The sequence below is a fragment of the Sporolactobacillus inulinus genome, assembly GCF_006539285.1.
Lineage (GTDB): Bacteria > Bacillota > Bacilli > Bacillales > Sporolactobacillaceae > Sporolactobacillus > Sporolactobacillus inulinus.
Genome location: NZ_BJMS01000019.1, coordinates 1 through 12,289, shown reverse-complemented (window position 1 = coordinate 12,289; position 12,289 = coordinate 1). Strand labels below are relative to the sequence as shown.

The following is a 12,289-nucleotide window of genomic DNA, read 5'->3' as shown; positions in this document are numbered from 1 at the left end:
CTTACCTCTAAAAGGAGCTGACCATTTATGCAAAACTACCGTTACTACGGTGACATGACGATTCGTGAACTTGCCAGCCAATGTGAAAGTGTCGATGATATTCAAACGATGATTCGAGACCTTTTTAAGGACACTCTCCAGATTATTTTTGAGGCTGAGATGGAGCACCATCTTGGCTATTCAAAGCATGCTGTAGATGGTATTCACTCGGGAAACAGCCGGAATGGTTACAGTAAGAAGACCATCAAATCCAAGTTTGGAACCACGACTCTAGATGTTCCAAGGGACCGAAATGGGAAGTTTGAGCCACAGATTATCAAGAAGCACGAGACAGCTTTAAACGGGCTTGATCATCAAATTATTGCTCTTTATGCTAAGGGAATGTCGACCCGAGATATCGAGGATCATATGCGTGATATTTACGGAATCAGCGTTTCACCTGCCATGGTGAGCAAGGTTACAGATAAGATCATTCCAGCCATCTATGATTGGCATTCTCGCCCCTTGGAGAGGGTCTACACGATCGTTTATTTAGACGCCATCCATTTCAAAGTGAAGCAGGATCATCGCATTATTAATAAGGCTGCGTATACAGTCCTTGGCATCAATACCGAAGGGATGAAAGACATACTCGGCATTTGGGTCGGCGAGAATGAGAGCGCCAGCTTCTGGCTCAGTGTATGCAATGACCTGAAGAGTCGCGGTATCGAAGACATCCTAATTGCTTGTAAAGACGGGCTTTCCGGCTTCTCCGAAGCCATTAATACCGTCTTTCCACAGACACGTATTCAGCTCTGTGTGATCCATCAATTACGCAACAGTGTCAAATATATTCCCACGAAAAACCGTAGGGTTTTTCTTGAGGATATGAAAAAAGTTTACAAGGCTTTTACGCTTGATCAAGCCAAACTTGCGTTTGAAGATGTTAAGAATAATTGGGCTGATAAATATCCTAGAGTCATTGATTCCTGGGAAACCAACTGGATGGAACTGACCGCTTATTTCGAGTATCCACCTGCAATACGTAAGATGATCTACACGACGAATACAGTCGAAGGGTTCCATCGTCAACTTAGAAAAGTAACCAAATCAAAAAATGCTTATCCGACCGATGACTCCCTAAGAAAAATTATCTATCTGGCAACCATGGATATTACGAAGAAGTGGAACAACCCCATTCCCGGATGGATCGAATGCAAAGCGCAACTTGAGATCATGTTTGGGGATCGCTTTACGAGTGGCTATCCAGACAAGGATTTATGACGTTTGAGTTTAACGCTTTAAGTTCTCCTAAAAAAGGGCAAAATAAAAGAAGAGAGTGATTCTCTCCCCTTTTTCAGCTGAACCCTGACAGGTGCTCGAGTTGCTCTCCAGCAGCGCTCTATCCCCCTGTCAGGTAAGAGCAATAACAGTTTTAACTGTATTCAGGAAATCATTCATTTACACAAAATAAATTACATTCCCGACGAACACCATTTTTCGCCTCGATTCTGTTCCAGGTAACGAACGAATGTGATTTCTGATCAGGCAAAAGACAGTGCATCAAACGTGCAGCCGAAGTGTCCATTTAAGCACAAGGTTGATGATTCAAAACCGCATTTGGAGTAAGCGAACCACCCATTCACTCGGGTGGTTTTGAATGACGTGCGGATTGATGCGTGACCGCGCATCAAAATATGCGGACTTATCGATAAAGTATGCGGGTTTTCCTCGTGAAAAATAGATTACAATAAACGAAAAAGAACGGAAGGTACTGATAGTGAACCATTTAAAACGCCTCCTCATTCTATTTCTCATGCTCACCCTTTATTATTTCTCGCTGAACAATTATGTTGGTCTGCATTCGTTTATTGATTTTTCTAACAGTATGCTTGCAGCAACCATTATTTTCACACTTCTCTTCTTGTTCATTAACGGACTGACGATTTACTGTTATCGCTCCTGGAGGCAATGCTGGAAATGGCTGATTTGCCTAATTCTATCCGCGATTCCCTATGTTAACTGGCTATATGTTTATCCCTGGACAGCTACTCAAACCTATCCATTCTTCATAAATTACCTGGCAAAGCAAGGATTTTCCACCGCAGACATTGCCAGATACAGGGCATTTCCGGATCTGAAAATGGGCGGTTATTATTATGAGATCCACTTTAAAAAGGACAGCAAATATACCTATAGTTATAACCTTGATACACATGACTTTCTGCTTTTTTCTGTTTTTAAGGATAGCGACTTTAGGAATTATAAAGATGCAAAAATTCGTGAAGTCTACAATGAAAAAGAATTCATGCGATTAAAGAAAGATTCGATTGCAGAAGCGAAGGATTACAGAAAATGGACAAAAGATCCGGATCGAACCCGGCGTGGACCTCGATCCTTGAAATTCCAAGATGGACAAAAAGACTCTCTTGTTTCTGTGCACGATCAAAATCCATGGTCATCCATGAATGCGTTGAAGGTGTCGCTGGCATCAATCTTAGCTTACGTCGCCAATATCGAAATTGACTGAGTGAAATTCCTTGTGTCGAACACCATTCTTTGCCGTTCTGTTCACTTTTCTCAAAATCTTTCATGCGCTCTTGCCAAAGATTTTGTAACTCGATACGCGTCATGGATCATCCTCCAGATCATTTGATAGAGGCATTATCGCATGCTTGACTGATCAAGAGAAGGTGTCCATTATTTGACGCTTACGGTTCACCCAGGAAGCATGAATCGGTGTATAGTGAAATTCAAACTTATTGTCATGAGCGGCATTAAAGGTTGTTCAGCGTTTTGTGGGATCGTCGTGGTGGATGTTAAGATTATCCCAGACAATCTTGATTTTTTGATAGGTTTTATAGCGTTCAGCCAAGGTTTCCATGAAAAGCCAGAAGATCCTCGGCTTTGTGCGTCTGGCCGCACTGAGCCGTGACTTGACCGTCGCCGATAGAAAAATCCGGCAATCAGAGCCTGAGTGCCATGGCGGATATATTCATGCTCCTCGAGCTTCTATTATTTTTCAAGAGTTATGACAATATTTTTAATAGCACTGTCTACATTCTTTTTAACTTCATCATAGGAATCTCCTGTCACAAGAACTTGTGCCAATCTACCAAAACTATCTTTTTGTCCGGAAGAATATTGCCCTTCTGTGACAAATATTTTATAATCGTATACTTTGTTTTTTTTGAAGCCATTTTCATCTATAGATATTTTTTTTACGAGCCCCTGTTGTGGCGAAATGAAGCCAACAGCAGCATACCTGGAATAAGGATATAGTATAACTGGAATATCATTTAATACTTTTTTTCCTAATAATCCAAACAAAATTTTTTCTAAAATGTTGTTATTAGATATTGTTTTGTATAAATCAGTAATCATATCGCCTCCCACTCTAGGTTGGCTCTCTACTATTCTTGGCCCCTTATCTGTTACAATAACCTCTGTGTGAGCGGGTCCCTCAGAAAATGAAATAGTATCAAGAAAGCTTTTTACATATTTAATTATTGTATTGGTAAGTTCTAGACTCAGTGGGGCTGGGACGATATGTCTAGATTCTATAAAATTTTCGTCTTTTGATTTTTCTGTTATTCCAAATATTTTATGAGCTCCGTTTTCAGAATATGATTCAACACTGTACTCAAGGCCCTCCAGGTATTCTTCTAAAAAATACTGTTGGTTAGGATATTTAGTAACCATTTCTTCGTATATTACCTTACAATCGGTCTTAGAAGTTACCTTTATAATAGACTTACTCCCTTCGCCATTTACAGGTTTAATTATGAAATTCTGATTTATATTCTTTTTAAAGTTTACGATGTCTTCAAAAGATTTGATTTTTTTCGATTGAACGTATTCAAATTGCTTGCTAGCCAAGAATTCCCTCATCTTTAATTTGTCATTTAATAGAGAGAGAGTTAACTTATTGTAAGGATAATGAATTCCTAATTCATAACAAATTTCTACAGCAATATTTTGAAGGTTATCATCTAGGGTAATAACAAAGTCGATTTTTTTTATTGAGTTCAATTTTTTAGCAAAATCGACCCAAGAACTTTTTTTGTCATCTGTATTAAAGGTAAAAACTCTAGTGTATAATTTATTATAATATTTCTTAATCTTATTAGTGTAGTTCATGATGCTAATTTCAAATTCGTTGGAATTTTTTATCAGTTTGTGCGCGGTTGAATATCCTCCTAAAACTAAAACATGTTTCATAATTCCCACTCCATTCTTTACAAATTTAGAACTCTAAACAAAGAAACCGACCTTTGAGTTTGTATGTGCTTTTACCAGTAATCCTTCATGTTGCTTTTTTGGATAGATAGATTTAGTCAAAGTTTTCCAACTTAGTCATAATAACTTACATTCTCAAAATGTATAACATGGAATCTTTAAAATCTGATAAAATAGCCATCTGTACCAATTTTGTATACTCGTTCTACATCACTGTTTATAACGATTTGCATAGGTTACACTTAGTTGGACAGAGAAATTAAGGTCATGTACACTTGGTTCAAATAGACCAAGGGAGAAAAGGATCATGAAACGAGAACGGAGAACCTTCTCAAAAGAGTTCAAAGAACAAATTGTCAGTCTGCATGCTTCAGGGAAAACCTCGACAGGAGATCATTAAGGAATATGACCTAATGCCTTCGGCCTTTGATAAATGGATACACCAGTCCGAGAGAAGTGGTTCCTTTAAAGAAAAAGATAATCGAACTCCTGGGCAAGAGGAGATCGTTCATCATCGGAAAGAAAATCAGACGCTCAGGATGGAAAATGACATTTTAAAACAAGCCGCACGGGTCTCGGGACGAAAGTAGATGTGATTCGTCAGAACCGTCACAAATACTCAGTATCAGCAATGTGCGACGTCCTACCAATAGCTCGAAGTACGTATTATTACGAAGCCCAATTCCGTGATCAGGAAGAGCACTGATGATCATCCCAGAGACGCGTGATCATTTTTCATCGTCATACCCTTTGTCCAGCATCGCTGCCTGAGCTTTAACCAGCTTTTCCGGATGCGCCGTCTTCAACTGATCAATCATTTTGTGAGCCGTCGTGATGTCCGAGGACGAGGCGCGTGTCACCAAATAGTCGATCGGCAACTCCGTTTCCGCATCGATAATCAGGTGCAACTTATAACCAAACCACTTTACGAGCTTTTCCATAGCTTTCCGTCTGTGCACCAATGCCCTGATAGGATTTCTTACTGTGATCGGCGTCGCTGTCGGAGCTAGCGTCGCCGTCCGCTCCGTTTTTCCGGACAAAAGAAGCGATCGGCTTACTATCGATGACCAGATGCGCGCCAAACGCAGGAAACAGATGATAACAGTCCGCGACCAACTGCTCAAAAAGATCGGTGATTGTCTCTTGGTCTCGAGTCGGCTTTTTCGTGAATCGGGTGTAAACCGCTGCAGAAGGTACCTGGTCTTCCTCAAAACCGCACAACCAACGGAGCTGAGCATTACGGGACAACTCTCGGCGCAGGCTCTCGATTGATAGGTGCTGAAAAACAATCCCGGCCAGAAAAGAGTTCCAAACGGCGCGGATCGGGTAATCATTACATCCGTTTTTTCGCTCGTCTTCCCATTGGGACACGAGTTTTTCATCAGGCAGATAATCAAGCACCAGCCGCAGGCGTTCTAAATCGCCCATCACGTTAAAATCGATCCATGAAAACAGATTAGTCTGTGGTATAATTGCCATAAAAGATGCCTTCCTTCATGTAAAATTTGTTCGCAACATTATTTTACCATACTGGGAATCAGGCATCTTTTTTTCTATGGATTTTTATGGGAGGAAAAGGAACGTTTTCCCCTCTTGTACACGTGAAAGCCGCATGAGTGTGCGATTAAACTGGGAGAAGGTTATTTTTAGCCCTCGCGTCGGTCCAATACTGACGCGGCTCTTCAGACATCGAAAATAGCTCTGATAAAAAAGGCGAGCAGGTGTCACGACGACGGATTGGGCGCATCATGAAGGAGCAGGGATTGGTCTCGAAGTATACGATCGCTCAATTTAAGCCCCAATCCCAAAGGATGTAATGAATCTCCAGTCGGAAATACGTTGAATCGTCAATTCCATCAGGAGCAAGAACTGAAGGTTGTGGTCAGCGATTTCACCTATGACCGGGTTCAACAAAGCTGGCATTATATCTGCATGCTTGTCGATTTATATAATCGTGAGATTAGTGGGTATAGTTCAGAACCCAATAAAGATGCGGCATTAGTCCATCGTGTCTTTGCCACTGTTAAAAGTGATCTCAACCGTTTGGAGTTATTCCATACGGATAGAGGAAATAAGTTTAAGAACCAGCTCATTGATGACCGATCCTTGAGCCACAAAGGGGCTCCTTATGATAACGCCGTCGCAGAAGCCGCATTCAAGATCATCAAAACAGAGTTTGTCAGTCACCAAGTTTTTCCTAGCCAACAAATACTTGATCTTGAATTATTTGATTATGTGAACTGGTTTAACAACATCCGAATACATGGTTCACTCGATTACCTAACACCAACAGAATACAAGTTGACACACCCTTAAAATTTTGTTTGATTAAGTGTTGACATACCAATTGGTTTAAAGTGAATATGGCATTAAATTTAGTTTTCTACTATTACATCGTGACAGAGTCCAAGATGCAGGATAATTCAATAATAATACACTGTGACCTTTATAATAGCCCTATAATGATACAATTACAACATAGGTGGTGGAATTGTATGAATAGAAAATTAATTTTCGACATCTTAAAGAAAAATGCTGAAAAAAAACCCAATAAAATCTTGGTCTATTCCAAAAATGGTGAGCAAACTTATAATCAATTTTTAAACGAAATTAATTGCATGGCTAGTCAGATATTAAAAAGCTTTTCTAAAGATAATAAAATTATTGCAATTAGAATCAATGACAATGTACAAGTAACAAAGTTAATTTTCTCGTTATGGCTTGCGGGCAAGACTGTTTTACCGTTACCTAAACAGATTCCGTTTGAAAAAGCCATTAAAATATATAGCAAAATTAAACCATGCGCAGTTATAACTGATTTTGAATATTCATTTCCTTCTGCTTTCAGCATTGATAAACTACAATATTCAGACTCTAATCTGATGCCAAATTTAAAATATAGAGACGATGATGTTTTAGTAATTTTGATGACTTCAGGAACCACTGGCGATCCCAAAGGGTGCATTTTAACGGATAATGCACTTATTAGTAGATTTTTTCATTTAATTGATGTCATAAATTTTCAAGAAGAAGATAATTATCTGTTTTCAGCTAATTATTCATTTGATGCTGCCTATTGTCAATTGTTGGGATGGGTTTTTAGTGGTGGTAGTTTAACAATATTAGATGAGTCTGATAGTTTTTTAAAAATTCCTGAGTACTTGGAAAGATATGGGGTAACGCATTATTTAACTTCACCAAGCATACTAACGAGAATATTTACCACAATCATTAATAATAATAAATTTTTAAAACTAAAACATCTTTTAGTGGGTGGAGAAAAGTTCCCGCTTTCAATAGCTGATATGTATAGACAAAATGAAGTGAACTTTGATTTATGGAATGTATATGGACCAACTGAGGACTCAGTTGGCGTCACCGCATATAAAATTATTAAAGAACAATTAAAAGAAATCCCTATAGGAAAACCCTTACCAAATGTAATTGTTGAAATAATGGATGAAAATAAAAATATAATACAAAAAGAAAATACTATTGGAGAGATTATTCTAGCAGGTGAAGGACTTTTTTCAGGATATTATAAGGAACCCATTTTAACAAAGAGAAAAATGATTAATATATTCGGCAAAGAATATTACAGAACTGGTGACTATGGAGAAAAAAGGAGTGGTAACTACTATTTTTGTGGCAGAATAGATGGTCAGATGAAAATTCATGGAGTTCGTGTGGAAGCAGAGGAAATAGAAAAAAATATTCTTACCCACATCAATCAAGTAAAAAATGTGGTTGTAAAGCAAATAAACGTTAAAGGGAAAGATATTCTAGTAGCTTTTTATATTATTAAAACTGGCCTACGTGTTGCTCCGCAGGAGATACAAAAAAAACTCATTGCTCATTTAGAGGCAACATTAGTTCCTAAGCTTTTTATAAAAATTGAGGATTTTCCTATTAATAAAAACGGTAAAATAGACAATGAAAAGCTTGAACATCTAGCTGTAGAATATTCGGAAAATAACCCTAAAAGTTTGAAAAATGAAGATGATAAAATTGAAATAAAATTAAAAAGAATTTGGGGAAAAATACTAAAGGTAAAGATCACCAGTGACAGTCATTTTTTCTTACTAGGCGGTGATTCTCTTGATTCAGTGATCATGTTGTCTGAAGTTGCTGACGATATTGGTTATAAAATTAAATTAGATCAGCTTTATGCAAGACCAATTTTCGGAGAATTTCTCGAATTTATAAAAAAAGGAATTAATGAAGATTTAGAAAAAAATGATGACTTTGATTTTCAATGGGAAAAAATTGGAATAAATTTATTCCAAAAAGATGATGAAAAGATAATATATTGTTCTACATTGAATGAATTGCAACTATTAGAAATACTGAACAATCAGCTAAGTGATCATATGCAAAAAGTTGATAATATAATAGTTGATGGCAATAAGGCGGAAATGTTTAATCAACACCAAATAAGTAAATTCCACAAAAAATTTCCTCTTTTTAGTAGACAAGAATTTTTTCTATCTAAAAATTTTTGGGGCGTGAATAGCGTTAATATTAATCTTGAAAAACCAAATTATTGGAAAATTATATTGGTTTGGAACGCCATTATTAAAGAGCAACAATTATTAAGGTGCAAAATTCAACAAGATCAATTTGTAGAAAATGTAGATATGAGAATGATTTTTTGTAATTATCTTTTCATTGATGAGATGCATCAATCAGGAAACGAAGTAGCTAAAATTGAAAGAAGAATTAAAAAGGATATACAAAATAATGCGCAAAATAATCTGTTATATCGAATATCAATTAATCGTAAATCTTTTAAGAAAGGCAGTACTACGCTATTTATCAGTCACTTAATTGCGGATGCATTTTCTTTAAATCAGATAAAAATGGATTTCATAAGAAAATATGAAAATAACAGTTACGAAATCAATAATATTCCATCCTACTCTTCTTTCATTAATGAAGCTATTTCTTGCAATAACGAAAATACTCTGAACAGCTTTATTGGGTCTGGATATTTTAGAAAAATTAAAAAATATCAAAAATTTTGTAGCGATAGCTTTGTATATGATATCAATCAAGGGATAAAAAAAATGATAATTCCGCTTGATAAAATCAATAAAGATAATAAAATTAATGAATTATTTGATTGTATCGCTTCAGTAGTATCAAGAAAAACAAAGTGTTTCAAGCATGTATTTCAAGTTATTAAGGATGGAAGAAAATTCAATGGGATAAACTATAGAAAAACATTATCAGATTTTCATTGCAATATATATACAGCTTTTGATACAAAAAAAATGAAAAATCTTTATTCATTAAGTGAACAGAATTATATTGAACAATATATTAATAATGGATACCATATAGACTATTTGCAAACATCATCTAATATTGCTAATAAAGAACAGTTAATGTGTCTTGAAAAAATTCACTATAACATAAATTATTTAGGAGTACTTTATTCGAACGAAATTGAAAAAATGGAAGATAAATTAAGAATGGCCCAGCGTAGCCTTTTTAAATTAAATCCGGAAAAAATAAGATTTACCTGTTTTATTTGTGAACAAAATGGATATATATATTCACTTGGTGGCTTAGATATGGGGGAGGATATTTTATGAATAAAACCCCCTTGTTTTTAGTTCTGAATATTGAATCACATCGAACCCCAGAAGAAAATTTAGGTATATATTATTTGCAGGCTGCTTTAAAAAACATAGGGGTTCAAAGTAATTACGTTGACCTGTGGTTAGAAAATCTAAACACATATAATCTCATATCAAACTTTGATTTTAGTTCAACTCTTTTTGTTGGAGTATCTGGATGCCTGAGCAATATAAAAGAGATTAAAGTATTAAGAGAAACTTTACCAGAACATATTCCATTAGTTGTCGGAGGATATGGAGGAACATTTGATTATGAAAGTTTATTACAAATTGGGTGTGACTTAGTAATGATTGGGGAAGGAGATAAAGCGATTGTTGATGTATATGAATTTTATGTTGGGAAGAGAGTTAAAAAGGACATTCATAATGTAGCTTTTTTTGATGAAAATAACTTGATTATTGCTCCACAGTATCCGGCTGGAAGATTAGATGATTTACCTAATATCCACGAGAGAAAATACCTATCAATGATATTGAAGAAGAAGGCAAGTACAAATGTAATATCATCAAAAGGATGTTATGGATTTTGTACATTTTGTTCAATTTCAAAATTTTATTGCACACAAAAATGGCGATGTATGAGCTTGGATAGTATTTTTTCAGTGTTAGTATACTTGTATAATAAAGGTGCAAGGGTGTTTAAATTTGTTGATGATAGTTTTTTAGAGGGAGACAGAGATGAACATTGGGCTAAACGATTTTTGGAATTCAGAAATAATCGAGAACTAAACGAACTATTATTTAGAATATCTTTGAGAGCGGATCAAGTGTCGGAGGAAAAAATAAAATATTTAGCAGAGGCAGGTTTATTTGCTGTATCTTGTGGAATAGAAAATGGATCAAAAGATACTTTAAAGCGCATTGGGAAAAAAGCTTCTTTAATTGATAATATTAATGCCTTGAATATCTTTAAAAAATACAAAATCTATGTTCAAGCTGGTTATATGCTTTTTGATGATAGAACAACGATGGAAGAATTAAAACAAAATTTAGAATTTTTAAAGTCTCATAGAGAAATCATTATTAAAGGAATCTTTAGTGAGGTATATGCAGCTGAAGGAACATCATTTGGAAACTATGTAAAAAAAAGGTATAAAAATGTTACAGTCAAAAAAAATGGAAATTATTCATATCCCATATTGAATTTTAAAGTTAATAAAATATACGGGTCATTAAAAAGGTACCAAAGAATTAACAGTTCGTTCTACGATAGACTAATTGATCCCATGTCTGCTCCAAAAGCTCTTATCAACAAAATGCGATATGAAGAATTTTACACTTTGTATTTAAAGGTACATGACAGAGACATTCTTCTTTTTGAAAAAATGATAGATGTTGCAGATAGTGTTAATAATAATCAATTGGGGAAAAACCTTGATTTGTTAATTACTAAGCATTTTAGCGAAAATAAGGATTTTTATAGTGAAATTGAATTGGAATTAGATAGGATATATGAAAAAAACGAAATGGTTTATACAGGGAAAATGAGTAAATTTTTATGAGGAATCCAGGAGTCTTTTCAGGTATCCGGATCCAACTGGAAATTCTCTTAGATCGAGCTCTTACTACTAACTACTAATATACGAGGAGGAGTATACTATGATGAGTGAAATGTTACAACAAGATGAACTGGAAAAGTTATCTGAATGTGAGATCAATATTAAGAACATTGGGTGGACATTGGGAAATGAATGCCCATATAGATGTGCTCACTGTTACTCTATGAGTAGTAGACACAAAGGAATGGATTTAAGTGTTGATATTATAGACCGAGTTGTTGAACAGGTTGCGGACTTGGGTGTTGAAACAATTAATGTTGGTGGTAACGAGCCCTTATTCACTAATGGCTTAAATCCCAAAAAAAGTCTTCTATAATGGACCCAAGAATTCAGACACGAAATAAGGATGTGTTAAGGTATATCTATGAAACGAAAATCTTATTCTCAAACATTCAAAGTCAAAGTCGTGCTCGAAATTCTGAAAGAGGAAAAGACGTTAAGTGAATTGTCCTCTGCGTACGGTGTTCATGTCAATCAGCTTCGGCAATGGAAAAAGACTGCTCTAGACCAGCTCCCACAGCTCTTCGATCGTAAGCAGAATGATCAGAGCCGGATGCAGGAGGAATACGAAGAAAAAATTGACCGACTCTATGGCGAAGTTGGTCGTTTAACCACGGAACTCTCGTGGCTTAAAAAAAAATCTGGCTACGACGATGTCACGCGATGACCGCTTGATTTTAGTCGATTGGGAAGATCCGGAACTGCCCATCAAGAAACAGTCGGAGCTTCTCTCGCTGAATCGTTCAAGCCTCTACTACAAGCCCGTTTTGCCCTCGCCTAGGGAGATTATGATCAAGCATCGTCTTGATGAGTTGTACACCAAATACCCGTTTTATGGTTCTCGTCGGATGACCTATCTGCTTAACCAGG

8 protein-coding genes and 4 pseudogenes are annotated in these 12,289 nt (G+C 36.1%); 8 read left to right on the top strand and 4 right to left on the bottom strand.

Annotated features, from left to right (window positions below):
- Positions 1-27: 27 nt before the first annotated feature.
- Both SIN01_RS03775 and SIN01_RS15755 read left to right on the top strand, forming a co-directional pair.
- Complete coding sequence (locus SIN01_RS03775) at positions 28-1,263, top strand: IS256 family transposase (RefSeq protein ID WP_010027678.1); 1,236 nt, start codon at positions 28-30, stop codon at positions 1,261-1,263.
- Positions 1,264-1,795: 532 nt separating this feature from the next.
- Positions 1,796-2,170: pseudogene (locus tag SIN01_RS15755) on the top strand (DUF3139 domain-containing protein); the annotation flags it as partial.
- Positions 2,171-2,285: 115 nt separating this feature from the next.
- Here SIN01_RS15755 and tnpA read toward each other — a convergent pair.
- Positions 2,286-2,573 carry an IS66 family insertion sequence element accessory protein TnpA gene (tnpA, locus tag SIN01_RS15750; protein WP_445009309.1) on the bottom strand — a complete coding sequence of 96 codons (288 nt, stop codon included), beginning with the start codon at positions 2,571-2,573 and terminating at the stop codon, positions 2,286-2,288.
- Positions 2,574-2,994: 421 nt separating this feature from the next.
- On the bottom strand, positions 2,995-4,200 hold the full coding sequence (locus tag SIN01_RS03765; protein ID WP_010026874.1) for an ATP-grasp domain-containing protein: 1,206 nt from the start codon (positions 4,198-4,200) through the stop codon (positions 2,995-2,997).
- Between the two features lie 322 nt (positions 4,201-4,522).
- Here SIN01_RS03765 and SIN01_RS03760 point away from each other — a divergent pair.
- Positions 4,523-4,900 (top strand): annotated as a pseudogene (locus tag SIN01_RS03760) (transposase); the annotation flags it as partial.
- A 46-nt stretch (positions 4,901-4,946) separates the two neighbouring features.
- Here the strand turns inward: SIN01_RS03760 and SIN01_RS03755 are convergent.
- Both SIN01_RS03755 and SIN01_RS03750 read right to left on the bottom strand, forming a co-directional pair.
- Positions 4,947-5,159 (bottom strand): transposase, encoded by a 213-nt coding sequence (locus tag SIN01_RS03755; RefSeq protein ID WP_010023489.1) that lies wholly within the window; start codon positions 5,157-5,159, stop codon positions 4,947-4,949.
- Complete coding sequence (locus SIN01_RS03750) at positions 5,128-5,697, bottom strand: transposase (protein ID WP_010023490.1); 570 nt, start codon at positions 5,695-5,697, stop codon at positions 5,128-5,130. The genes SIN01_RS03755 and SIN01_RS03750 overlap by 32 nt, the downstream gene beginning before the upstream one ends.
- 224 nt (positions 5,698-5,921) lie before the next feature.
- On the opposite strand from SIN01_RS03750, the pseudogene SIN01_RS03745 reads away from it, so the two are divergent.
- The 5 genes and pseudogenes from SIN01_RS03745 to SIN01_RS15320 all read left to right on the top strand — a co-directional run.
- A pseudogene (locus SIN01_RS03745) lies at positions 5,922-6,534 on the top strand (IS3 family transposase); the annotation flags it as partial.
- A 179-nt stretch (positions 6,535-6,713) separates the two neighbouring features.
- A complete protein-coding gene (locus tag SIN01_RS03740; RefSeq protein ID WP_010023492.1) occupies positions 6,714-9,815 on the top strand; it encodes a non-ribosomal peptide synthetase in 3,102 nt (1,033 codons plus the stop codon).
- On the top strand, positions 9,812-11,362 hold the full coding sequence (locus SIN01_RS03735; protein WP_141306000.1) for a B12-binding domain-containing radical SAM protein: 1,551 nt from the start codon (positions 9,812-9,814) through the stop codon (positions 11,360-11,362). The genes SIN01_RS03740 and SIN01_RS03735 overlap by 4 nt, the downstream gene beginning before the upstream one ends.
- A 97-nt stretch (positions 11,363-11,459) precedes the next feature.
- A complete protein-coding gene (locus SIN01_RS03730; RefSeq protein WP_010027045.1) occupies positions 11,460-11,735 on the top strand; it encodes a radical SAM family protein in 276 nt (91 codons plus the stop codon).
- A 48-nt stretch (positions 11,736-11,783) separates the two neighbouring features.
- A pseudogene (locus SIN01_RS15320) lies at positions 11,784-12,289 on the top strand (transposase); the annotation flags it as partial.